Annotated in this window: 21 protein-coding genes; 15 read left to right on the plus strand and 6 right to left on the minus strand. The window is 73.6% G+C overall.

Going from position 1 to position 22,777, the window contains the following annotated elements:
* Window positions 1–18 precede the first annotated feature (18 nt).
* The 13 genes from B5557_RS40280 to B5557_RS40340 all read left to right on the plus strand — a co-directional run bounded on the left by B5557_RS40280 (window position 19) and on the right by B5557_RS40340 (window position 14,299).
* A complete protein-coding gene (locus tag B5557_RS40280) occupies window positions 19–294 on the plus strand; it encodes an acyl carrier protein (RefSeq protein WP_231976156.1) in 276 nt (91 codons plus the stop codon).
* Complete coding sequence (locus tag B5557_RS40285; protein WP_079664134.1) at window positions 291–563, plus strand: hypothetical protein; 273 nt, start codon at window positions 291–293, stop codon at window positions 561–563. Before B5557_RS40280 ends, B5557_RS40285 begins: the two co-directional genes overlap by 4 nt.
* Complete coding sequence (locus B5557_RS40290) at window positions 560–1,735, plus strand: beta-ketoacyl-[acyl-carrier-protein] synthase family protein (protein ID WP_079664135.1); 1,176 nt, start codon at window positions 560–562, stop codon at window positions 1,733–1,735. Before B5557_RS40285 ends, B5557_RS40290 begins: the two co-directional genes overlap by 4 nt.
* On the plus strand, window positions 1,732–2,517 hold the full coding sequence (locus B5557_RS40295; protein ID WP_079664136.1) for a hypothetical protein: 786 nt from the start codon (window positions 1,732–1,734) through the stop codon (window positions 2,515–2,517). The genes B5557_RS40290 and B5557_RS40295 overlap by 4 nt, the downstream gene beginning before the upstream one ends.
* On the plus strand, window positions 2,504–4,195 hold the full coding sequence (locus B5557_RS40300; protein ID WP_079664137.1) for a class I adenylate-forming enzyme family protein: 1,692 nt from the start codon (window positions 2,504–2,506) through the stop codon (window positions 4,193–4,195). The genes B5557_RS40295 and B5557_RS40300 overlap by 14 nt, the downstream gene beginning before the upstream one ends.
* A complete protein-coding gene (locus B5557_RS40305; protein WP_079664138.1) occupies window positions 4,192–4,776 on the plus strand; it encodes a hypothetical protein in 585 nt (194 codons plus the stop codon). Before B5557_RS40300 ends, B5557_RS40305 begins: the two co-directional genes overlap by 4 nt.
* 3 nt (window positions 4,777–4,779) lie before the next feature.
* The gene (locus B5557_RS40310; protein ID WP_079664139.1) at window positions 4,780–5,700 is read left to right on the plus strand and encodes an NAD-dependent epimerase/dehydratase family protein; all 921 of its coding nucleotides are present in this window, start codon (window positions 4,780–4,782) and stop codon (window positions 5,698–5,700) included.
* The gene (locus B5557_RS40315) at window positions 5,697–7,646 is read left to right on the plus strand and encodes an FAD/NAD(P)-binding protein (RefSeq protein ID WP_079664140.1); all 1,950 of its coding nucleotides are present in this window, start codon (window positions 5,697–5,699) and stop codon (window positions 7,644–7,646) included. Before B5557_RS40310 ends, B5557_RS40315 begins: the two co-directional genes overlap by 4 nt.
* Window positions 7,643–9,079: a class-II fumarase/aspartase family protein gene (locus tag B5557_RS40320; protein WP_079664141.1), complete on the plus strand. Its 1,437-nt coding sequence runs from the start codon at window positions 7,643–7,645 to the stop codon at window positions 9,077–9,079. The genes B5557_RS40315 and B5557_RS40320 overlap by 4 nt, the downstream gene beginning before the upstream one ends.
* Window positions 9,076–10,665, plus strand: a complete 1,590-nt coding sequence (locus B5557_RS40325) for an MFS transporter (protein WP_079664142.1) — start codon at window positions 9,076–9,078, stop codon at window positions 10,663–10,665. The genes B5557_RS40320 and B5557_RS40325 overlap by 4 nt, the downstream gene beginning before the upstream one ends.
* A complete protein-coding gene (fabG, locus tag B5557_RS40330) occupies window positions 10,662–11,390 on the plus strand; it encodes a 3-oxoacyl-ACP reductase FabG (protein WP_079664143.1) in 729 nt (242 codons plus the stop codon). The genes B5557_RS40325 and fabG overlap by 4 nt, the downstream gene beginning before the upstream one ends.
* Window positions 11,391–11,617: 227 nt before the next feature.
* Entirely contained in the window at window positions 11,618–13,132 is a 1,515-nt protein-coding gene (locus B5557_RS40335) for an FUSC family protein (RefSeq protein WP_079664144.1), read from the plus strand.
* A 120-nt stretch (window positions 13,133–13,252) separates the two neighbouring features.
* On the plus strand, window positions 13,253–14,299 hold the full coding sequence (locus B5557_RS40340) for a lactonase family protein (protein ID WP_079664145.1): 1,047 nt from the start codon (window positions 13,253–13,255) through the stop codon (window positions 14,297–14,299).
* 112 nt (window positions 14,300–14,411) lie between these two features.
* On the opposite strand, the gene B5557_RS40345 is transcribed toward B5557_RS40340, so the two are convergent.
* The 4 genes from B5557_RS40345 to B5557_RS40360 form a co-directional block, all read right to left on the minus strand.
* Window positions 14,412–15,335: a sirohydrochlorin chelatase gene (locus B5557_RS40345; RefSeq protein ID WP_099937959.1), complete on the minus strand. Its 924-nt coding sequence runs from the start codon at window positions 15,333–15,335 to the stop codon at window positions 14,412–14,414.
* 189 nt (window positions 15,336–15,524) lie between these two features.
* A complete protein-coding gene (locus B5557_RS40350; protein WP_079664147.1) occupies window positions 15,525–16,514 on the minus strand; it encodes an N-acetylglucosamine kinase in 990 nt (329 codons plus the stop codon).
* Complete coding sequence (locus B5557_RS40355; protein ID WP_079664148.1) at window positions 16,511–17,188, minus strand: uracil-DNA glycosylase; 678 nt, start codon at window positions 17,186–17,188, stop codon at window positions 16,511–16,513. The genes B5557_RS40350 and B5557_RS40355 overlap by 4 nt, the downstream gene beginning before the upstream one ends.
* Window positions 17,189–17,269: 81 nt before the next feature.
* Window positions 17,270–18,421: a WD40/YVTN/BNR-like repeat-containing protein gene (locus B5557_RS40360; protein WP_079664149.1), complete on the minus strand. Its 1,152-nt coding sequence runs from the start codon at window positions 18,419–18,421 to the stop codon at window positions 17,270–17,272.
* A 211-nt stretch (window positions 18,422–18,632) separates the two neighbouring features.
* Here B5557_RS40360 and B5557_RS40365 point away from each other — a divergent pair, with 211 nt between their 5' ends.
* Window positions 18,633–19,214, plus strand: a complete 582-nt coding sequence (locus tag B5557_RS40365; protein ID WP_079664150.1) for an Rv1733c family protein — start codon at window positions 18,633–18,635, stop codon at window positions 19,212–19,214.
* Between the two features lie 47 nt (window positions 19,215–19,261).
* Here the strand turns inward: B5557_RS40365 and B5557_RS40370 are convergent, their stop codons facing one another.
* Window positions 19,262–20,929 (minus strand): acyl-CoA dehydrogenase family protein, encoded by a 1,668-nt coding sequence (locus tag B5557_RS40370; RefSeq protein WP_443031317.1) that lies wholly within the window; start codon window positions 20,927–20,929, stop codon window positions 19,262–19,264.
* A gap of 72 nt (window positions 20,930–21,001) precedes the next feature.
* Here B5557_RS40370 and B5557_RS40375 point away from each other — a divergent pair, with 72 nt between their 5' ends.
* Entirely contained in the window at window positions 21,002–21,745 is a 744-nt protein-coding gene (locus B5557_RS40375; RefSeq protein ID WP_079664152.1) for a PaaX family transcriptional regulator C-terminal domain-containing protein, read from the plus strand.
* 105 nt (window positions 21,746–21,850) lie between these two features.
* Here the strand turns inward: B5557_RS40375 and B5557_RS40380 are convergent, their stop codons facing one another.
* Window positions 21,851–22,591: a pectate lyase gene (locus B5557_RS40380; protein ID WP_443031376.1), complete on the minus strand. Its 741-nt coding sequence runs from the start codon at window positions 22,589–22,591 to the stop codon at window positions 21,851–21,853.
* Between the last annotated feature and the right edge of the window lie 186 nt (window positions 22,592–22,777).

Here is a 22,777-nt window from a genome sequence, read left to right on the forward strand (position 1 = left end):
TCAATGGAGACGCCGATCATGAGTACGTCGACCCTGGAAGACGAGATCCGCGAGTTCGTCCTGACCGCGGTCATCGACGAGATGAACATCCTCACGAGCCGCGACGGCATCACGGACGAGAGCCCCGTGACCGTCGGCGGGCTGGACGTGGACTCACTCAGCCTGATCGAGCTCACGCTGCGGCTGGAGTCGCGATTCGGCGTGGAGATCCCGGACACCGACATCGAGCCCCTGGCCTCGCTGACCCTCGGCGGGCTCGTCGCCGAGGTCGTCCGACGCGGTGCGAAGGCATGAGCACGAGCACCTTCACCACCGACAGCGTCCGGGAACTGCTGTCGGACCGCAACGTCTTCCCCGGCCTGCCCGACGACCTCGACGAGGACGCCGAACTGGTCCTGGACTCCCTCGGGTTGGTGTGGCTCCTCCATGTGGTGGAGGAACGTCACGGCCTGGTCGTGGAGCCCAGTGACGAGGACATCGCCGGACTGACCTCGCTGCGGCGGCTCACCCAGTACCTCAGCGCCGCCGTGCCGGCCCCGACCGAAGGAGGGCGACCGCGATGAGCGGTGAGGTCACGGTGACCGGATTCGGCGTACGCACCGCGTTCGGCGACGGAGCCGAAGCCCTGCGGCGCGGAGTCTTCGCGGGAGTCCCCTCGTTCGCGCCCACCACGAGGTTCGACACCGCCCCGTACCGGACGCCGATGGCGGCCGCCGCCCCCGACGGTCCCGACGCGGTCGAGGACTGGGCGCTGCGCCACGCGCTCGCCCGGTGCGGGGCGCAGGCCCTCGACATGGCGGGCCTGCGCCCGGGCACGGAAGCCGCGGTCCTGCTCGGCGTCGCCGGAGACCACACCGCCGTCACCCGGTACTGGCGGGCCGAGGCCGGTGCGCCGACCGCCGGGCAGGTGCCGTGGTCCGACGCCGTCCCCGCCCGGCTGGCCGAACTGCTGGCCACCGACTCCGCGCTGAGCGGACCCCGGCTGACCTTCACCAACGCCTGTGTCGCCTCCGCCGCCGCGATCATCCACGCCTGCCGGCTGATCTCCTCCGGGCGCACCGATGTGGCGGTCTGCGCGGGCGGTTACCTCGTGGAGGAGGAGACCTTCGGAAAGTTCGACTCGGGGCGGGCGCTCTCCCGGGACGGCATGGTCCGCCCGTTCAGCGCCGACCGCAGCGGGCTGCTGCTGGGCGACGGGGCCGCGGTCGTCGTGCTCGAATCCGCCGAGCACGCCCGGCGGCGCGGCGCCCGGTCGCTGGCGTCCGTGGTGGGCTGGGGCGCGGCGACGGACGCCCACCACATCGCCCAGCCCCACCCGGAGGGCGTAGGCCTCGCCCGGGCGGCACGGCAGGCGATGCGGCTCGCCGGTGACCCGGAGGGAGCGGCCCTCGGCTATGTCAACGCCCATGGCACCGGCACCAAGTACAACGACGGGGCCGAGACCCGTGGGCTGCGGGCCGCGTTCTGCGAACGGGCGGAGTCGATCCCGGTCAGCTCCACCAAGAGCACCACCGGCCACCTCCTGGAGGCGGCGGGCGTCGTGGAGTTCGTGATCACGCTGCTGGCCCTGACGGACGGGGTCCTGCCGCCGACCGCCGGGTACACCGCGGCGGACCCGGAATGCGACCTCGACTACGTGCCGAACCGGCCGCGCCAGACCGATCTGCGCCGCGCCCTCACGATCAACGCCGCCTTCGGGGGCGCCAACACCGCACTCGTCCTGGAGCGGCCATGACGACCAAGCCCCTGTTGCGTTCCGCGCTCGGCGTCCTCGCCACGGCCACCGCCACCCACGGCACCGGCCGCGGCGACGACATCGCGCTGCCGAGGCTGCCCGGCTTCGTGGAGTCCGCCTTCAGCCCGCTGACGTACGAGGTGATCAGCCGGTGTCTGACCGAGCGGCCCGGCGACGGCACCCGCACCGCGGTGGCGCTGGCAAGCCTGACCGGTGACACCACCACCGCTGATCTGGCCAGCAGCCGCATGGTCTCCGGGAAGGTCCACAACCCGCTGCTGTTCATGCAGGCCACCCCCAACTCCGTGCTGGGCCACACCAGTCGGGAGTTCGGGATCACCGGGCAGATGTTCAGCGTCTCCACCTTCGACGACCCGGTGGCCGAACTCCTCGCCCTGGCCGACCTGTTGCTGGAGGACCCGGAGCTGGACCGCGTCCTGGCGGTGGGCGTGGAGCTTGGCGGCGGCGCCCGGACGGCAGCCGTGCACCGGGAACTGACCGCCGGCAGCGGCCGTCCCGTGCCCGGTCTCCCCGCGTCCGCGGGCCTCGCGGCGGCGGTGCTGCTCGGCCGTGCCGACGCCGGCGCGCCCGTGACCGTCACCGCGGACCGGCTGCCCCCGCCCGGCGACGACCTCCGGCATCCCGGGAGCATCGAGGGCCTGTTCGAGCTGGCCGCCGCCCACCGGCTGCTGCTGCGGGACGGCGGCAGCCACCGCCTCCAGCCCTCCGCCTTCCTTCTCACCGCCGACAGAAACGAGAGCGACACCCATGCTCATCAGTAGGCAGGAGCGGGCCCGGATCTGCTCCGACCCCGAACTGGGCGCCGGCAACGTCCTGGAGCGACTGACGGCGTACGGCCGTCCGCTCGACGAAGTCGTGCTGCGTACGGACGGCGGCTGGCGGGCCCCGGACGGCAGCCGGCCCGAGGCGCTCACGTTCGGTCGGCTGCGGGAGGTCGTCGAGACGTATGCGGGCTGGTACGCCGCGCAGGGCGTGCGGCCCCGCGACCCGGTCGCCGTCCACTCCGCCTCCAGTGCCGAGTTCGCCGTGAACTTCCTGGCGCTGACCTCCCTCGGCGCGATTCCGTCGTTCGTCAACGGCAATCTGGCCCCGGAGATCGCCGGCGAGTACGTCCGCCGGCAGGGCGCGGTCGGCGCGTTCACCGACCAGGCCCATCGGCAGGCGCTGGCGGGCTCCGGGCTCGGCTTTCTCGTCACCGCCGACGACATCCGCCCCGAGCACCGCGCGTCGCTGCCGCCGGTCCACCCCTACCGGCACGACCCGACCGACCCGGTGCTCATCTCGCACTCCTCCGGCACCACCGGCATGCCCAAGGGCGTCCCGCACACCCACCGCACGCTGATGTACGCGCAGTTGCACCGGCTGCGTTACTCCACCGGCACCGACATGGAGCGCACCCTCGTCGGACTGCCCGGCGCGCACAACGCCATGGTGGCCACGCTGCTCTACTGCCTTCTGCTGCGCACCGACATCAAGCTCCTGTCCAGTCAACGCGGCGTCGACGTGCTCGACGCCGTCGAGGAGTTCCGGCCGACCACCGTGCTGGCCTTCGCCGGCACGTTCGGCGAGATGGCCGCCGAGGACCTGACGGGGCGTGACCTGTCCAGCGTGCAGGTGTGGTTCAACACCGGGGACGCGGCGCACGAGGCGCACATCAGGGCGCTCGTCCGGCACGGCAGCCATCTGGAGATCCGGCGTGACCTGAGCCGCGCCCGGGTGGACGGCTCGGTCTTCGTGGACGGGCTCGGCTCCTCGGAGGCCGGCTACTCCGTCTTCCACAACCGGCACACCAAGGACACCTCGGCCTACTCGCGCTGCGTCGGCAAGCCGATCAGCTTCGCCGAGGCCGCCGTGCTCGCCGAGGACGGCACCCCGCTGCCGCCGGGACAGATCGGCCGCCTCGGCCTCAAGTCGCCGACCCTGACACCCGGTTACTGGAACGACTCGCTGACCTGGAACAGGATGCGGCTCGGCGGCTACTGGCTCACCGGGGACCTCGCCCACCAGGACGAGGACGGCAACTTCTACCACCTCGACCGGGCGCCGGACGCCGTCCGCACCCGTGACGGGATCGTCTTCAGCACCCGCACGGAGGAACTCCTCCTGGCCGAGCTGCCCGAGCTGGCCGACTGCACGGTCGTCGGCGTCGCCCAGGACGGCGTCCGGGCGGACTGGGACGGCGACGGAGAAGCCGAGGCCTACGCGCTGCTCCAACTCGCCGACGAGGAAGGCCATGGCGAGGGCACGGACGAAGGCGACGGCGACGGCGGCGACGAGGTGTGGACCCGGCGGGTCAACGCCGTCCTGGCGGACGCCGGATTCCCCCCGGTGACCCGGGCCCTGCGGATGAAGCCGGACGACGTCGCCAAGGGCGCCACCGGCAAGGTTCTCAAGCGAGTGATGCGCGACAGGTTCGCCGCCAAGGAGCAGCACGCATGAGCACGAATACGAACACGGACACGAACACGGACACGGACACGGACACGGACGGCGTCAACCACCGGGCCCGGGCGGGGGAGGCGTACCGGCTGTGGTGGCAGCACGACGCCCACTGGTACCAGGGGGTGGCCGCCCGGTTCGGACAGGAGGCCGCGAACGAGATCAACGCCGAGGCGCTGCGCAAGGTGGCCCTGCACGTCGCCCAGCGCGTGACCCGCCTCTCCGGCGGGCTCCCCGACAGCGGGGACACCGGAAAGGACCTTCAGGAGCTGCGCCGCCGCTACGACCAGTGCGGGGACCGGATGTTCCCGCCGGAACTGCGCAACGCCTCCACCGAGGTCGAGGGCGACGACCTGATCGTGCTCACGCTGCGCCGGAACTTCGCCGTCACCATGGTGCGCATGGCCGGCTCGCTGGACGGCTACCGGTGCCCCTGCACCGACATCCACGCCGGCTGGTCCGAAGGGCTCGGGGTGACCCTGACCGAGAACCGGGCCGAGAGCTGTCTGCGCGACGGCGACAAGGCGTGCCGCCTGCTGATGCGGGTCGCTGCCCCCGGCCCGTCCACGTCGGAGGGCTGAACCGTGCGGATACTCGTCGCCGGAGCCACCGGAGTCGTCGGACGCCCGCTGGTGGGCGCCCTGCGGGCACGGGGCCACCAGGTCGCCGCGCTGGTGCGGGAGGAGGCACGGGCGCCGGAGGCCGACGAGGTCGTGGTCGCCGACGCCCTCGACCGCGACGCCGTGCGGTCGGCGGTGTCGGCCGCCCGGCCCGAGGTGGTCGTCCATCAGCTGTCGGCGTTGCGTCTGCTGCGCGACGACCCCCCGGAGGCCTTCGCGCAGACCGCGCGGCTGCGCACCGAGGGCACCGCCCATCTGGTCGAGGCGGCCCGCGCGGCCGGCACCCGGCGGCTGGTCGCCCAGTCCATCGCCTTCGCCGCCGCCCCCGCCGGGCCCGCCGTCCTCGACGAGGACGCGCCGCTGTACGTGGACGCCCCGGACCCGGGCTGGGCCGCCACCGTACGGGCCGTCGCCGAACTGGAGCGGCTGGTCCTGTCCGGCGCCCCCGGCCTCGCGGGCGTGGTGCTGCGGTACGGCGCCCTCTACGGCCCGGGCACCGCGTACGCCCGTGACGGCGGGACCGGGCAGCGGGTGCTGGCCGGGAAACTCCCGCTGCCCGAGGGCGGCGCCGGCATCACGTCCTTCCTGCATGTGGAGGACGCCGTGGGGGCGGCCGTCGCCGCCGTCGAGTCGGAGGCCACCGGCGTCTTCCATGTCACGGACGACGAACCGGCCCCGGCCGCCCGGTGGCTGCCGCACTACGCGCGCACCCTCGGCGCCCCGCCCCCGCGCACCATCCCGGCGGCCCTCGCACCCCGGCTGCTGGGCTGGTTCATGACCCATCAGCTCACCACGGCACGCGGAGCCGCGGGCGACCGCGCCCGGGCCACGCTGGGCTGGAAGCCGCAGCGGCCGGACTGGCACGACGGGCTGGGCCGGGAATGATCGAACCCCCTGGCCCGCCGCTGGCCGTGTGCGTGATCGGCGCCGGTCCGCGCGGGCTCTGCGTCCTGGAGCGGATCTGCGCCAACGCGGCAGGCACCGGCCGACCGGTCACGGTGCACCTCGTCGATCCGTACCCGCCCGGCCCGGGCGCGGTGTGGCGAACCGGTCAGCCGGGCGAGCTGCTGATGAACACGGTCGCCTCCCAGGTGACCCTGTTCACCGACGACAGCGTGGACTGCGCGGGCCCGTCCGTACCGGGGCCGAGCCTGCACGAGTGGGCTCGGACGCTCCCCGAGGGATACCCGGAACAGGTCGTGTCCGAGGCCCGGCGGCTCGGCCCGGACACCTATCCGACCCGGGCGTTCCACGGTCACTACCTCGAGTGGGTGTTCCGGCACCTGTCACGCACCGCGCCCGAGGAGGTGACGGTCCACACGCACCGGACGACCGCCCTCGCGCTGGACGACGCCTACGACGGACGACAGACGGTGACGCTGGAGGACGGCGGCCGGCTGTCCGGGATGGACGCCGTGGTGCTGGCCCTCGGCCACGGAGAACTGGTCCCCGACCGGGCGGAACGCGAGCTGGCCGACTTCGCGGACCGGCACGGTCTGACCTACGTCGGGCCCGGGAACCCGGCCGACGCCGCACTGGACGGCATCGCGCCGGGCACGCCGGTCGCCCTGCGCGGCCTCGGGCTGAACTTCTTCGACCACCTGGCCCTGCTCACCGAGGGCCGCGGAGGCACGTTCAAGGAGAACGAGACCGGCCTTGTCTACCTCCCCAGCGGCAACGAGCCGACGCTGTACGCCGGTTCGCGCCGCGGAGTGCCGTACCACGCGCGGGGCGAGAACGAGAAGGGCGCGCTCGGCCGCCACCACCCGCGCTTCCTCACCCCGGAGGTCATCGCCGGGCTGCGGCGGCGCGCGGACGGCGGACGGCCCGTCACCTTCCGCGAGGGGATCTGGCCGCTGATCGACCGCGAGGTGCGCACCCTCTACCACGAGACATGGATCCGGGCCGCCCGAGGCGCCTGGGCCGCGGACGAGTTCGTACGGCTCACGCTCGCGGGCCGCGGTCCGGAGACCGACCTGCTGGACCGGTACGCCGTGCCGCGCGGCGAGCGGTGGGACTGGCGGCGGATCGAGCGCCCGCACGGCGAGCGTGCCTTCGCCGGCCGCGACGACTTCCGGCACTGGCTGCTGGAGTATCTGCGGCGCGATCTCGCCGAGGCCCGGCTGGGCAATGTGAGTGGCCCGTTGAAGGCGGCACTGGACGCCCTGCGGGACCTGCGCAACGAGATCAGGCTCGCGGTCGATCACGGAGGAGTCTCCGGGGAGTCGTACGCCGGCGAACTGGACGGCTGGTACACGCCGTTGAACGCCTTCACCTCCATCGGCCCGCCGGCCTTCCGCGTCGAGCAGCTGATCGCGCTCCTCGAGGCCGGGACCCTGCACGTCGTCGGGCCGGGGATGCGAGTACGGCCCTGCGCGCGCGAGAACGGGTTCCTGGTGGACGCGGAACGGGTCGCCGAGCCGCCGGTACGGGTCGGCGCGCTGATCGAGGCACGGCTGCCCGAGACCGACCTGCGGCGCAGCGCCAACCCCCTGCTCAGGACGCTCCTCGCGGCCGGCGGTTGCGTCCCCTACCGCTTGGACGGTCATGAGACGGGAGGGTTGGCCGTGACGGGCGGCCCGCCCCGGCTGGTGGACGCGGCGGGCCGGGCGCACCCGCGCCGCTTCGCGTTCGGCGTGCCGACGGAGGGCGTGCGCTGGGTGACGGCCGTCGGCGTCAGGCCCGGCGTGGGCTCGGTGACGCTGGAGGACGCCGACGCGATCGCCCGAGCGGCACTGCGGCTCCCGGAGGCCGAAGCAAGACCCAAGGAACACAAGGAATACCTGGAATCCAAGGAATACAAGGAACGCAGGGAGCTGGGGAGTCGATGAGCGTGAACGCGCTGTCCGTGGGCACCGACGCGGGCCTGCTCGCCCCCACCTGGGCGGACACGCCGGCCGCGGCCGAGGTGACCGACGAGGCGTGGCTGCAGGCCATGCTGGACGCCGAAGTGGCCCTGGCCCGGGCCCAGTACGCCGTCGGGCTCACCCCCGCCGCCGCGGTGGAGGCGATCGCCGCGGCGGCCCGTACCTACCGGCTGGACCCGGTCGCCCTGGCCCGTGCGGCGCGGGCCGCGGCCAACCCGGTGGTCGCCCTGGTCACCGCCTTCACGGAGGTGGTCGCCGCGCAGGATCCGGCCGCGGCCGAGTACGTGCACCGCGGATCCACCAGCCAGGACATCCTCGACTCGGCGGCCATGCTGGTCGCCCGCCGGGTGCTCGCCCTGATCGCCGCCGACCTGGAACGCGTCCGTGCCGCCCTCGCTTCCCTGGCCGACACCCACCGCCGCACCGTGCTGGCGGGGCGCACCCTGACCCAGCACGCCGTGCCCACCACCTTCGGCCTGAAGGCCGCCGGCTGGCTCCAGTTGGCCGCCGACGCCCTGGCCCGGGTACGGGCGCTGGCGTCCGCACTGCCGGCCCAGCTCGGCGGCGCGGCCGGCACCCTCGCCGCGTACGGCGAGTACGCGGCACTGGACGGCGGGAAGAGCGAGGACGCCGTGGACCTGCTGGGGCCGTTCGCGCGGGCGCTCGACCTGGCCGAACCGGTGCTCCCATGGCACACCGCGCGCACGCCCGTCGCGGACCTGGGGGCGGTGCTCCAACTGGTCACCGGGGCGCTCGGGAAGTTCGCGCTCGACGTGCAGACGCTGTCGCGCACCGAGATCGGCGAGGTGTCCGAGCCGGCCGCGGTCGGACGCGGCGCCTCCTCGGCGATGCCGCAGAAGCGCAATCCCGCGCTCGCCACGCTCATCGTGTCGGCCGCCCGGCAGGTCCCCGCGCACGCTCTCGTCCTGGCCCAGAGCATGCTCGCCGAGGACGAGCGGCCCGCCGGGGCGTGGCACGCCGAGTGGCAACCGCTGCGGGAGGCCCTGCGCCTGACGGGCGGGGCCGCGCACACCGCCGTGGAGCTCGCGGAAGGGCTGGTCGTCCATCCGGACCGGATGCACGCCAACCTGGAACTGACCGGCGGCGCCCTCGTCACCGAACGCCTGACGGTGGCGCTCGCCCCGACGCTCGGCAGGACGCGCGCGAAGAAGCTGCTGTCCGCCGCGACGGCCGAGGCAGCCGCCGGCGGACGCCCCCTCGCGGAGGTGCTGTCCACCCATCCCGACCTGTCGGCCCGGCTCACCCCGGACCGGCTCGCGAACCTCCTCGACCCGGCCCGGTACACAGGCGCGGCCGACGCCCTCGTCGAGCGGGCGCTGCACAGCTACGGGGATGCCGGCACCGCCGTCCCGGCGCGCGAGGGGAGCACCCGATGAGCGCCGTCAGCCGCGCCGAACCGACCACGCCACCGGCGACGGCCCCCCGCTCCTGGCCTGTCCTCGTGGTCGTCGTCTGCGCCCAGATGCTGATCTGGCTGGACACCTCGATCCTCAACGTGGCGGTCACCACGCTGGCCGACCCGGCCGACGGACTGGGCGCGACCCCGGCCGAGCTGGAATGGGTGGCCAGCGCCTACACCCTGGTCTTCGCCGGCACCCTCTTCGCGGGCGGCGCGCTCGCCGACCGCTTCGGCCCACGGACCACGCTCCTCGCCGGTCTGGCGCTGTTCGGTGCCGCTTCCGGGGCCGGCGCGTTCGCCGGGAACGCGGCCTGGCTGATCGTGGCGCGCGCCTTCATGGGCGCGGGCAGCGCCCTGCTGATGCCCGCGACCCTCTCGGTCATCGTGCAGAGCACTCCGCCGGAGAAACGCACCCGGGCCATCGCGATCTGGAGCTCGTCCAGCGGCCTGGGCGTGGCCGTCGGCCCCGTCGTGGGCGGGGCGCTGCTCAGCCACTTCTGGTGGGGTTCGGTCTTCCTGGTCAATGTGCCCATCGTGGCCCTGTGCCTGGTCGGAGTGGCGGCGGTGGTGCCCGCGCTGAAGGGCCCCGGACGCAGAGTGCTCGACCTGCCGGGCCTCGTCCTGTCCGTGCTCGGCCTCGGCGGTGTGGTCTACGCCGTCATCGAACTCGGCAACGGACAGAGCCCGCACGGCGTCCACGTCCTGCTGCCGCTCGTCCTGGGCGGCGCGCTGCTCACCGCCTTCGTCGTCGGTCAGCGCAGGTCCCCGGCGCCCAGCCTGGACCTGCGGCTGTTCCGGCAGCCCGGGTTCACGGCCGGGAGCGTGGTGCTGTTGGTCGCGTTCATGGCGCTGGCCGGGCACCTGTTCTACGCGGCCTTCTATCTCCAGGGACCCCGCGGGCTCTCCCCGGCCGACGCCGGCATCGTGATGATCGCCGCCGCGGTCGGCATCGTCCTGGGCAGTCAGGCGTCCCCGGTGCTGAGTAGAGTGCTGTCGGCCCGCTGGACGGTCGCGGCCGGAGTCCTCGCCACGGCGGCCACCTACGTCGGCTACCTGTGGTTCGACGGCGGGACCCCGATCCCGGTCGTCGTGCTGCTGTTGTGGGTGCAGGGGTTCGGCATGGGCCTGGTCGGGACGCCGGTCACGGCCGTGATGATGAGCGGGGTGCCGCCGCAGCTCGCGGGCGCCGGGTCGGCCGTCAACAGCGTCACCCGGCAGGTCGGCGGAACGCTCGGGGTGGCGATGGCCGGCTCGATCCTCTCCGCCGTGTACCGGGACCGCATGGCGGACGCCCCCCTGCCCGACGGTCCGGGGGAGCTCACCCCGGCCGCCCAGGAGCAGGCCCGCACCTCGGCAGAGGCGGCCCGCGCACTGGCCGGTTCGCTACGGCTGCCCGAACTGGCGGCCACGGCCGACCGCGCCTTCCTCGACGCCATGTACGCGGCCACGTTCTGGACCGCCGTACTGGCCTTCGTCGGGTTCGTCGTGGCCGCCGCAGGGCTGCGCTCACGGAAGGCCGGCGACGAGACCGGAGGAAACCGAGAGGACGGGGAGAGGAAATGACAGGCATCAGCGAACCCGCGACCGGCCGGTCGGTCTTCGTGACCGGCGGGAACAGGGGGATCGGACTGGCCGTCGCCCGGAGCTTCGCGGCGGCGGGCGACCGGGTCGCGGTCACCCACCGGGGTGATCCGCCGCCCGCCGACGACGATCTCCTCGCCGTACGGTGCGATGTGACGGACGGGCAGCAGGTGGAGCAGGCCTTCAAGGAGGCCGAGACAGCACATGGTCCGGTCACCGTCCTGGTGGCCAACGCCGGGGTCACCGCCGACCGGCTGCTGGTGCGGATGAGCGAGGAGGACTTCACCTCCGTGATCGACACCAACCTCACCGGAGCCTTCCGGGTCGTCCGGCGCGCGGTGCGCGGGATGCTGCGGCAGGGCCACGGCCGTATCGTCCTGATCTCCTCCACGGCCGCCCTGCACGGTGCCGCCGGGCAGACCAACTACGCGGCGGCGAAGGCGGGGCTGGTCGGGTTCGCCCGGTCACTCACCCATGAGCTCGGCGCCCGGGACATCACCTGCAACGTGGTGGCCCCCGGTCTGACCGAGACGGACATGAGCCGCGCGCTCACCAAGGGGCAGCGCCGCCACCTGCTCGACCGCACCCCGGCCGGCCGCCCGGCCCGACCCGACGAGGTCGCCGAAGCGGTGGTGTACCTGGCCGGCGCGGGCTATGTGCGCGGCGCCGTGATCCCGGTCGACGGAGGCGCCGGACTGGGGCACTGATCCGGGAGTGGGCCGTTGGCCGGCCGATGGCGGTGAGACCCGCCTCTCTGCTGAGCCATTGGCCCACTTCAATCGCACCCTGTTGAACCACCAGCCCTCCAGGTGTTGAGATGGTCGTATCGATGGCGCTGCGGACTCCGCGGCGCCTTTCTCATGTCGCATCACATGCCGCATCACATGGCGTGTCCCATGGCGCGGTGCTCAGGGTGGGGAAGGGGCGGGGCAGCTTGCTGAAGAGGGCGTTCGTGGCACCGGATCCGGGGCGTGTGCGGCTGCGGTTCGCCTCCCGGGCCGTGCTGGGCATCGGGCTCGCCGTCGCGCTGTGCGGTCTCGCCGGGCATTCGCTGGCGGCGGCCGTCACCGGAGGTCTCGCGGCACTGCTCGCCCTGTTCACGGTGACCGACGCGACCGTGCGCGGACAGGCCGTCACGACCGCTCTGCTCCCGGTCGCCGGGCTGCCGGTGCTCGCTCTCGCGGCCGTCCTGCACGAGCTGCCCGTCGCCCGTGACCTGGCCTTCCTCACCGTCGTCGGGGCCGGTGCGTACGCACGGCGCTGGGGGCCACGCGGCCACGCGCTCGGGGTGTTCGCGTTCATGACCTTCTTCGCCGCACAGTTCCTGCACACCGTCCCCGGGCAGCTGCCCGAGCTCTACGCCGCCGTGCTGATGTCGCTGGCGGCGTCGTCGACGGTGCGTTTCGGGCTGTGGTGCTACGAGCGGCGGCTCCCGACGCCGCCGGCCCCCGTCGCCCCGCCGGCCGGTGGCACGGGACTGGCGCGGATCACCACACGGCAGGCGGTCCAGGCGACCGCGGGCGCCGGAATCGCCCTCGTCGTCGGACAGACGCTGTCCGACCAGCGCTGGTACTGGGCGGTGGGCGCCACGTGGTGGGTGTTCGTGAACACCACCTCGCGCGGCGAGACGCTGGTCCGGGGCTTCCGCAGGCTCCTCGGCACCGCCATCGGCATCGTGCTGGGCCTGCTCGTGGCCGTGCCCCTGCACGGGGAGCCGGTGGCGACCGCCGCGATCGTCACGGTCGCCGTCTTCGGGATCTTCTACTCCGCCGCCGTCTCCTACACCTGGATGATGCTCGCCGTCACGGTCATGGCCAGCGCGCTGTACGGGCTGCTCGGCGTGCTCGACCCGGCCCTGCTCGCCCTCCGGGTCACCGAGACGGCCGTGGGAGCGCTGGGCGCCGTGCTGGCGGTGCTGCTGGTGCTTCCCGTGACGACGCACTCCGTCACCGACGCCTGGGTGGAGCGTGCCCTGCGCTGCGTGCACACGTGCACCGCCGAGGCCGCCGCCAGGCTCGCGGGCTCCCCTACGGCGGACCCGGCCCGGCGGGTGGCCGAGCTGGAGCAGATCCTGGCCCGGGTCCGGCAGTCCCTGGCGCCGCTGGTGCACCCGCTCAGCCCGCTGCGGGCCCGCAAGGCGCGGGCCCGGCACGTGCTCGCGCTGCTCGACGACTGCGCCCGCGAGGTGCGCGCCCTGGCCTCGGTCGTCGCGGACCCCGAGGCCTCGCACGACGCCCGGCTCGTCGCCGCCTGCTGGCGTGTGGAGGCCGCCGTCGAGTCGCTCACCGCCCCGCCGACCGACGGGCCGCGGCACCCCGCACCCACCGCCGCCGCGTCGCACGGTGCGCCGGCCGAGCCGGTACTGGCCCATCTCCACGCCCTCGAACAGGCCCTCCTCGAACTCGCGGTCCCCCTGCGTGGCTCCCACCGGGCCTCGCTCGGCGCCTGAGCGGGCGCGGGCTTCCCGACGCGGCGAGCGAGTCTGGTCTAGACCGCTGCTGATCGACTGCTACCGTCACCCCGAGCAGCAGCGTCAGCAGCGAGAGCGGCGACCCGGGAGGGGACAGCGGTGGCAGACCTCGGCGGAAGACGACAGCGGGCGTTCATCGGCTCGTTCACGGCGGCTGGAGGGCCCGGCATCGTGGCCGCCGCCGTGGACCCGGACAGCGGCGCCCTGACCGTCCTGAGCAGCGTGAACGGCGTCCCCGACCCCTCGTACCTGGCCCTGTCGCCCGCCGGGGACACGCTGTACGCGGTCAGCGAGACGGCGGACGGCGCGGTGGCCGCCTACCGGGTCGAGGGCGATGTGCCGGAGCCGGCCGGACCGCCCGTGCCCGTCGGCGGCAGCGGGCCCACGCACCTCAGCGTGTTCGACGGCCATGTCCTTACCGCCAACTACGGTTCCGGCAGCGTCACCGCCGTCCCGGTCCGCCCGGACGGCACCCTGGCCCGCGTCGCCTCCGGCGTCCTGCGGCACACCGGCTCGGGCCCGCACACGCGACGCCAGCAGGGCCCGCACGCCCACCAGGTGCAGCCCGATCCGAGCGGCCGCTGGGTGGTGAGCGTGGACCTGGGCACGGATTCCGTGCGGGTGTGCGCCCTGCGCGACGGCAGCCCCGTCCTGCACCGGGAGCACGCGCTGCGCCCCGGCTCCGGACCCCGCCACCTGGCCTTCCACCCCAGCGGCGGGTACGCCTACGTCGTCAACGAACTCACTCCGACCGTCACCGTCTGCCGCTGGGACGCCTCGGACGGCTCGCTGAAACCGCTGGCCGAGGCAGCCGTGCTGCCCGGCGCCCCGGCCGGGGACGCCTACCCCTCGGGGCTCGCCGTCTCGCCCGACGGCAGGTTCCTCTGGACCGCGACCCGCGGCGAGGACGTGCTCTCCGTGTTCGCGGTCGAGGGCGAGGGGGACGCCCTGCGGCTGGTCGGCACGGTGCCCTGCGCCGGTGACTGGCCGCGGGCCGTCGCCGTCGACGGCCCGGGCCGCTGCCTCTACGTCGCCAACGAGCGCTCCGGCGACGTCACCTGGTTCACCCTGGACCCGGCCACCGGCCTGCCCCGGCGCGGCGGCTCGATCCCCGTCCCGGCCGCGTCCTGCGTGATTCTCGGCTGAGAGCCCCTGTCTCGCGACCCCGGTCCCGGCCTCGGCAGCCCGCACGACGAAGGGCCCGCTTCTCAGCCGGAAGCGGGCCCTTCGGGTCGTACTGCGTCCTCTAACCGTGGTTTCAACGGACCGGCGTGCCCTGCGGCTGCGGCGGCGCGATGCCGAGGGCGGTCGTGTACTTGGCCAGCGCGAGCTTGCCGATGGCCGGGTACGGGCCGAGCGCCTCGGCGGCGGCGCAGCCCGCCTCCTTGGCCGCCTCCTCGATCAGCGTGGCGTCGATCTCCGGGCCGATCAGGTACGGCGCCAGGGCGAGCTGCTGGGATCCGGAGGAACGCAGCTGCTCGGCGACGGAGGCGATGGAGCCCTCCTGGTCGAGGGCCGCGGCCATCACCGGCACGGCGAGGCGCGCGGCGAGCAGCATGCCGGTGATCCCCGCCGCCTGCACGGCCTCCTCGCCGCCCACGGAGGCCAGGATGATGCCGTCCGCGGCCGTCGCCACGGTGAACAGCCGGGCGCGGTCCGCGCGGGCCAGGCCCGCCTCGGACAGCCGCACGTGCAGCGCCTCGGCGAGCAGCGGGTGCGGGCCGAGCACATCGGTCAGCTCGGCCGCGATCCGGCTCTCCATGACGGCCTGGCGGACCTGGCGCAGCAGCGAGTTGTCGGGGCCGGCCAGCAGCGGCACGACGACGGCGACGGGGCCGTCGGGCTCCTTGACGTCCAGACCGGCGGCACGGGCCTGCTCGAAGCGGGCGGTGCGCTCCTCGGCGGCGTACGTGAGCACGGACTGCAGGGTGGGGAACTCGGTGTCGTCCCCGTCGAGGTAACCGATACGCGCGTCCAGGCCGGGAAGCTCGGAGCGAGCGATGCTCACGATCTCCTCGGCGAGGCCGCGGGTGGCGGCGCTCGGCGTACCCGGCACCGCGAGAACGAGGGCGGGCGCGCCCTCGGGAGCCGCCAGCGGCTCGGGTCGGCGGTGCCGCCCGGGCTGGCGAGGTCGCGGCATTCGTACTGGCAGGCCGGACGCGGGCCCAGTGGGGGAGCTCATGGCGACGCATGTTACTGGCTTCCTGGGCTCCCCTGTTCGGGGAGGGTGCAGGTGAGCGGTATCCGTCCTGTTTTGTCTGATGAGTTACGTACGGATCAGAAGTGATCAGCGTGTTTTCCGGGAGACTTGCCCTCGAAGGGGGCAATCCCCGCTTTTGGACCGCGACGTACGTTCTCTACGCCCACTGCACTACGGATGGTGCACCACCGAGAGCAGTGTCTCCTCGGCCGGCAGCGTGAGCGTGCCCGTCGCCAGTGCGGTGGCGATGCGCACGCCGCCGTCCAGCGGATCGCCCTCGGCGGGCACCCGCCGGGCGTGCGGCAGCTGTCTCGCCAATTCGTCCTCCAGGGGGACGAGAAGGGGATCGCCCAGGTTGAACAGGCCCCCGGTGAGGGCGATCCGGGGCGCTCCGCCGGGCGGGCAGACGGCGGCGGCCGACGCGGCCATGTGCCGGGCCGCCGCCCGCAGGATGCCGGTGGCGACCGGGTCGTCCTCGGCGCAACCGGCCACGTCCGGTGCGAAGGAGGCGAGGACGGCGGGGCGGTCCTGGCGCGGGTAGAGCAGCCCGGGCAGTGCGGGCATCGGCCCGAACCGCTTCTCGGCACGGGCCAGGAGCGGTGCGGATCCGCCCGGACGCCCGTCGTACGCACGCAATGCGGCTTCCAGCCCGGCCCGGCCGATCCAGGCGCCGCTCCCGCAGTCGCCCAGCAGATGACCCCAGCCGTCCGCCCGCTGCCAGGCCGTCAGATCCGTACCGACCGCGATCAGACCCGTGCCCGCGGCCACCACGGCTCCCGGCCGTGCCCCGAGCGCGCCGACGTAGGCGGTGACGGCATCGGCGACGAGCGCGGTCCTGCGGACCCCGAACTCCCGCGCCAGCGCGCCCGGAAGCTCGGCGCGCAGGGCGTCGCCCAACGTGCTGAGCCCGGCCGCTCCCACGACGGCCGTGGTCGGCGACGGGGCGCCGGTCTCGTCCCTCAACGCCCGGACCAGAGGCGTCAGTCGCGCCATCAGGTGACCCGCGTCGATGCCCCGTGCACCGGTGCGCACGGGCAGGTCGGACGAACACCGGCCCAGGATCTCCTGCCCGGCGACTCCCAGCGCGACCCGCAGCCCCGAACCGCCCGAATCCACGGCGAGGATGCCGGTGCCGTCGCCGTGACCGGCGTCGGCGGTCACGGCAGGCGCCAGTCCACCGGCTGACCTCCCTGCCGGACCAACAGGTCGTTGGCCCTGCTGAACGGCCGTGAGCCGAAGAAACCGCGGTCGGCCGACATGGGGGAGGGGTGCGCGGACTCCACCGACGGCAGATCCCCCAGCAGCGGACGCAGGTTGCGGGCGTCACGGCCCCACAGGATGGAGACCAAGGGCTTGCCGCGCGCCGCCAGCGCCCGTATCGCCTGCTCGGTGACCTCCTCCCAGCCCTTGCCGCGGTGCGCGGCCGGCTTGCGCGGCGCCGTGGTGAGCGCCCTGTTCAGCAGCAGCACCCCCTGCTGCGTCCACGGCGTCAGGTCGCCGTTGGACGGCTGGGGCAGGCCCAGGTCGGTGTTCAGCTCCCGGTAGATGTTGATCAGGCTGCCGGGCAGCGGGCGGACCTCCGCAGCGACCGAGAACGACAGTCCCACCGCATGCCCGGGCGTCGGGTACGGGTCCTGTCCGACGATCAGGACGCGGACGTCCTCGAAGGGTTGCTGGAAGGCCCGCAGGACGTTCTGCCCGGCCGGGAGGTAGGTACGTCCCGAGGCGATCTCCGTGCGCAGGAAGTCGCCCATCCCGGCGATCCTTCCGGCGACGGGTTCGAGGGCCTTCGCCCAGCCCGGTTCGACGATTTCATGCAAGGGTCGTGGTGCCACGGCGTCACCCTACTGCCGTACGCACAACGGTGATCAACCAGTGGCCAAGGCTGCCCGGCCGCTTCCGTCGCAGGGCTCCCCTCATCCGACCACCGCGGCCCGCACGCACAGGACGTCCGGCAGATGCGAGGCCAGTTGCCGCCAGCTGTCGCCGTCGTCGGCGGAGGCGAACACCTCGCCGTTGCGGTTGCCGAAGTACACGCCCGCCGGGTCCGCGTCGTCCGTCCGGAGCGCGTCGCGCAGGACCGTGCCGTAGTGGTCCTCCTGCGGCAGGCCTGCCGTGAGCGGCTCCCAGCTGTTGCCCGCGTCCGCGGTGCGGAAGACCCGGCAGCGCCGGTCGGCGGGCACCCGGTCCGCGTCGGCGGTGATCGGGAACACGTACGCCGTGTCCCCGCGCGTCGGGTGCGCGGCGACGGCGAAGCCGAAGGTGGACGGCAGGCCCGCCCCGATGTCGGTCCACCGCAGGCCCGCGTCGTCACTGCGGTAGACCCCCCAGTGGTTCTGCAGGTAGAGGCGGTCCGGGTTCGACGCGTCCCTCGCGACCTTGTGCACGCACTGGCCGAACTCCGGGTTCGGATCCGGCAGGAACACCGCGGAGACACCGGAGTTGGAGGGGGCCCAGCTCGCGCCGCCGTCGGTCGTGCGGAACACCCCGGCCGTGGACACGGCCACCGTCACCGCCCGCGGGTCGCGTTCGTCGGTGAGGACCGTGTGCAGGCCCTCCCCGCCGCCGCCCGGCACCCACTGCGAGCGCGTCGGGTGCTCCCACAGCGGGCGGACCAGTTCGAAGCTCTCGCCGCGGTCCTCCGAGCGGTACAGCGCGGCCGGTTCCGTGCCCGCGTACACCACGTCCGGCTCGGCCGCCGCCGGGTGCAGCTGCCACACGCGCTCCAGCGAGGCCTTGGTGTCCTGCGGGAACTTGACGGCGGGTTTCGCCGGTTCGGTCCACGTACGGCCGAGGTCGTCGGAGTGGAACACCGACGGCCCCCAGTGCGCGCTGTCGCCGCCGGCCAGCAGCCGCGGACGGTCGCCTCGGGTGTCGATGGCGACCGAGTAGATCGCCTGTGCGTTGAAATAGGGTGATTCGTCGAACTCCCATGCGCCGCCGCGCCGCCGCCCGATGAACAGGCCTTTGCGTGTGCCCACGGCGAGCAGTACCTCGGTCATGCCGATCTCCTCCGCTGTGTCCTCGACGTCCTTGTCCCAGACACCGGCCAGTCTGCACCCCGCCACTGACAGTCACCTCCGGAAACGTCGTCGCCGCAGGTCACAGCATTGGAGGCGGGTTGGGGGCGCATGTCCTCGGCCACTTTCCGACAGGCGTCTGCGCGGGCGGCGCAGGCGTGGGACCGTCGGGATGAGGGAGTCGTCCTGAGCATCGGGCCCGCCTGCCCCGTATGGGAGGGCGGCTGGGATGTTCATGCTCACGAGGAGGAAGCCTTCGATGGCGTTCCGTGGTCCGAAGCTGTGGCTGTGGCGCTGGCGGCGCAACCCGCTCAAGCGTCGCGCCGACACGGTGGAGTCCTGGGTCGTGCTCGGTGTGTGGGGGCTGACCGTCCTCGCCGGGGTGCTGGCGGGGTTGGCGACCGCAGGGTCCGTCGAGCACGGTCTGGCGCGGGAACGCGTCGAGTGGCGGCCCCTCGTGGGGCGGCTGTCCGAGCAGGCGCCGGGCAAGGCCGCCGCGAGCGGTTCCGCCAGCGGCGATCAGGTGTGGGCGAAGGTGGGCTGGACGGGGCCGGACGGTTCCGCGCACACGGGCCAGGTCCGGGTCGGCCCCGGCAGCGCCGTCGGCACGCCCGTCACGGTCTGGACGGACCGACAGGGCCGCCTGGTGACGAAGCCGGCCACCGCCTCCCAGGCCAGACTGCGTGCCTCGCTCGTCGGCGGCTTGGCCGGAGTCGGCACGGCGGCCCTCCCCCTCGCGGGCGGCCGCTTCGTACGAGGCCGCCTGGAACGCCGCCGCGTGGAACAGTGGGACACCGACTGGGCCCGCTTCGACGCCCTGTGGGGCCGCCCAACAGGCTGACCGACCCCGCACTTCGGTTGTTCGCGATGACTCGCAGGTGGGGACGGTCAGTGCGGGACGGAAAGGCTCCGCTCCAGGACGGCGTCGACATCGGCGCCGTCCGGGAGCGTCCCGAACGCGTGCCCCCAGTCGCCGCCCAACCGGGTCGCGCAGAAGGCGTCGGCCACCGCGGGCGGCGCGTGCCGGACCAGCAGGGAGGCCTGGAGGGCGAGCGCCATCTGCTCCACCAGACGGCGGGCGCCGGCCTCGGAGCCGGCGGTCAGCAGGCCCTCGAGCCGGACGACCGCCGCGTCCAGCCGGGCGTCCGCGCCGCGCGCCAGGGCGAGTTCGTCGAAGAAGGCCTGCGCGGTGCCCGGTTCCCGCCTGAGCGCCCGCAGTACGTCGAGGGCGTTGACGTTGCCCGAGCCCTCCCAGATCGACAGCAGGGGAGCCTCGCGATAGTGGCGGGGCATGCCCGACTCCTCCACGTAGCCGTTGCCGCCCAGGCATTCCAGCGCCTCCGCGGTGAACGCCGGACCCCGTTTGGTGACCCAGTACTTGCCGACGGCGGTCGCGATCCGCCGGAACGCCGCCTCGCCCGTGTCCCCGCGGATCGCCCGGTCCGCGGCGCCCGCCAGCCGCAGCGTGAGCGTGGTGGCGGCCTCGGACTCCAGCGCCAGGTCGGCCAGGACGTTGCGCATCAGCGGCTGGTCGACGAGGCGTGCCCCGAACGCGCTGCGATACCGGACATGATGACCCGCCTCGACGAGCGTCTTGCGCATCAGCGTCGCCGACATCATCACGCAGTCCAGGCGCGTGCAGTTGACCATCTCGATGATCGTCTTCACGCCCCGGCCCTCGGGCCCGACCAGCCAGGCCACGGTTCCCTCGAACTCCGGCTCGGAGGAGGCGTTGGAGCGGTTGCCCAGCTTGTCCTTGAGTCGCTGGATGCGGAAGGTGTTGCGGCTGCCGTCGGGCAGGATCCGCGGCACCAGGAAGCACGACAGCCCCTGCGGAGCCTGCGCCAGCACCAGGAACACATCGCACATCGGCGCTGACGTGAACCACTTGTGTCCGCGCAGCGTGTACACGCCCGGCTCGGCCGTCGGGGTCGCCGTCGTTGAGTTCGCGCGGACGTCGGAGCCGCCCTGCTTCTCGGTCATCCCCATGCCGGCGAGCAGTCCGGGCTTCTCCGTCGGCACCCGCAGCTCCGGGTCGTACTCCCGGCCGGTCAGCAGGGGTTCGTAGACCTTCGCCAGGTCCGGCTGCGCGCGCAGCGCGGGGACGGCCGCGTACGTCATCGACGTCGGACAGCCGTGACCCGCGTCGGTATGCCCCCACACCAGCCCGCCGGCGGTGCGGGCGACATGGGCGCCGGGCCGGTCGTCCGCCCACGGCGCGCCGGCCAGCCCCGCGGCGACCGCGGCCCGCATCAGGTGGTGCCAGCCGGGATGGAAGTCGACCTCGTCGACACGGTTGCCGTACCGGTCGTGGGTACGCAGCACCGGCTCGTGGACGTTGGCCTGCTCGGCCCACTCCTGCGCCTCCGCGCTGCCGGCCCGCAGGCCGAGCCGCCGGACGTCCTCCTCCGCCCATCCGGCGCCCTCCCGGCGCAGCCCCTCCAGCAGGGCGGTGTCCTCGGAGGCGTCGTACGGCGTCAGCGGCGGGGGCTGGTTGGTGACCTCGTGCGTGGTGTACGTCGGCTGGGGCTGCGAGGGCGCGGGTGTCGATGCCATGCGCCCCATGTTGCACCTTCCCTGCGGTCGTAGCAATGATGCAACATCGGGGCGCCCGTACAGTACGTGCTCATGCGCATGAACGTGTCAGAGCAGTCCGGTGAGCTCGGCCTGCGGCCGCTGTCCGCGCGGTCGGTCGTGCTGAGCCTGCTGCTGGGCGCGCACCCGCCGGAGCTCCCGGTGAAGGACCTCGTGCGCGCCGTCGAGCCGTTCGGCGTCGGCGGCTCCACGCTGCGTGCCGCGCTCAGCCGCATGGTGGCCGCCGGTGACCTGCGGCGCACCGACTCTGTCTACCGGCTCAGCAGCCGCCTGCTGGCCCGTCAGCGCCGGCAGGACGACGCGGTGGCCGCCCGCACGCGCGCGTGGGACGGCGACTGGGAGATGGTGGTGATCACGGCCACGGGGCGCGGTCCCGCCGAACGCGCCGACCTGCGCGCCCGGTTGGCCGCGCTGCGCATGGCCGAACTCCGCGAGGGCGTCTGGCTGCGCCCCGCCAACCTCAGCCGCCCCCTGCCGGACGACCTGACGCCGGTGGCCCAGTCCTACACCGCCCGCCCGGACCGTCCCGCACGCGAACTCGCCGCAGATCTCTGGCCGTTGGACGCCTGGGCCGCCACCGCGGAAGCCCTGCTCGGCCACATCGCGCAGGCGGACCGCCCCGCCGACCTCCTCGCGGCCTTCGCCACGGTCGTACGTCATCTGCTCACCGACCCGGTGCTGCCCCCCGAACTCCTCCCGGCCGACTGGCCGGGCACGGCCCTGCGCGCCGCCTACGCGGAGTACCAGGCGGAGATCACCGGCGCCATGGGGCACTGACCGGGGGCGCTGACAGGGGGCGCTGACAGGGGGGGGCGCGAACACGGCGGCCGTACGAAGCGCCGTGCGGGTGCGCTTCGTACGGCCGGGTTCACCGTGGGGGGTCTACTTGTAGGTGATGTCGGACGAGGAGTACTTGCAGTACGTCCCGTCGGCGTCCGAGCCGTTCTTGGGCGGCTCCGCGCCCGTGTTGTTGCCGATGTACTTCTGGCACGGGATGATCTTCTTGCTGCTGTCCCCGACGATGGTGATCTTCCTCAGGGTCGCGCTGTCGCCGTAGTTCGTGTTGATGCCCACGAGCCGGCCGCCCTTGTAGGTCGCCTCGATCGTGTTGAGGTTGATCGTGCGCTTGTACTGGCCGCTCTTGCAGTTGCCGCAACTGCGCACGAAGGTGCCGAAGTTCTTCACGGCGAAGTTCGAGACGTTCAGCGTCCCCGCGCCGTTGAACTGGAACACCTTGTCGCTGGCCTCCTTCGCCCCGCCGCCGGAGACGGTGTAGACGTTGGACGAGGAGGAGCCGAGGAAGGTCGCCGCGTCCTCGCCGACGTCCTCCCACCAGACGTTCTGCAGCGTGCAGCTGCCCTTGCAGTGGATGCCGTCGGCGGCGGGGGCGCCGATGATGACGTTCTTCAGGACGGCGCCGGGCGCGAGCTCCAGGATCGGGTCCTGGTCCTCGTTCTGGCCGCCGCTGCCGAGGTCGCCGCTGCCGTACAGGCGCTGCATCCCGTAGTCCTTGGTGCCGGAGACCGGGATGGTGGCGGTCACCGGCTTGCTGCTGGTGGGTGTGGGCCAGGTGGCGGCGCTCGCGGGGGTCAGCGCCCCACTAGTCATGATCATGCCAACCATGAGGCCGACGGCGGCCAGCCCGCCGGTGAGAGCGCGCCCGCGGGTGCGCCGAGGTGCTGGTGAAGGTGCTGGTGAGGTCATGTCCCGTGCCTTCTTCCAGGTGGGGGATGGGGAGTGCCTTCGGTCGGTGCTCCGGACGTGCTCGGGGCACTGCTCGGGCCAGTGCTCTGCACCGTGCTTCGGAAG

This window comes from Streptomyces sp. 3214.6 (genome assembly GCF_900129855.1).
Taxonomy (GTDB): Bacteria; Actinomycetota; Actinomycetes; order Streptomycetales; family Streptomycetaceae; genus Streptomyces; species Streptomyces soliscabiei.